Source organism: Porphyromonas uenonis 60-3 (assembly GCF_000174775.1).
Lineage (GTDB): Bacteria > Bacteroidota > Bacteroidia > Bacteroidales > Porphyromonadaceae > Porphyromonas > Porphyromonas uenonis_A.
Map to the genome: position 1 here is coordinate 1 of NZ_ACLR01000209.1, position 521 is coordinate 521.

Annotated in this window: 1 protein-coding gene; it reads right to left on the bottom strand. The window is 48.8% G+C overall.

Going from position 1 to position 521, the window contains the following annotated elements; all coding sequences use genetic code 11:
* Positions 1–84: 84 nt before the first annotated feature.
* The gene (locus PORUE0001_RS08170; RefSeq protein WP_007364921.1) at positions 85–450 is read right to left on the bottom strand and encodes a transposase; all 366 of its coding nucleotides are present in this window, start codon (positions 448–450) and stop codon (positions 85–87) included.
* Positions 451–521: the final 71 nt, after the last annotated feature.

The following is a 521-nucleotide window of genomic DNA, read 5'->3' on the forward strand; positions in this document are numbered from 1 at the left end:
TGCGGCTGACTTCTAGCTGCTGACAAAGGTAGGTTATGGAGAGCTTTTGATCTCTCACTTTGGCCTGTTCAAGCTGTCTCACGGCTACAAATCGGTCTTTTTTTTTAGATCAATGTGGTAGCGATTCAAGACCACTTCGAGTAGTGTTTTGTTGACCAAGGCCTTGCTCTCAGCCTGGAAGAGGGCTGCTTTGAGGCGAGCGTTTTCACGCTTGAGTTCTGCGTACTCTGGATCTACGTCTTTGTTCTTGTTTGTCTTGCTCATAGTGCTTTGGTTGGGTAACTCTACACCAAAGGTACGCAACCAATTTCGAATGGTGCGTGTGGTGATGCCGTAGCGCTGGCTGGTGGTGGCGATGCTCTCGCCTGTGGCTAGGAGGTCATCGATGACTCTCCACTTGAAATCTAGGGGATATCCCTTTCGTCCTCGGTTACTTTTTTCTTGTTTCATTGTTGTTGGGGTTGGCTTCCCGACTGTGTACTATTTCAGGAGAGGACATGTGGCAACCTTTGTGTGTGAGG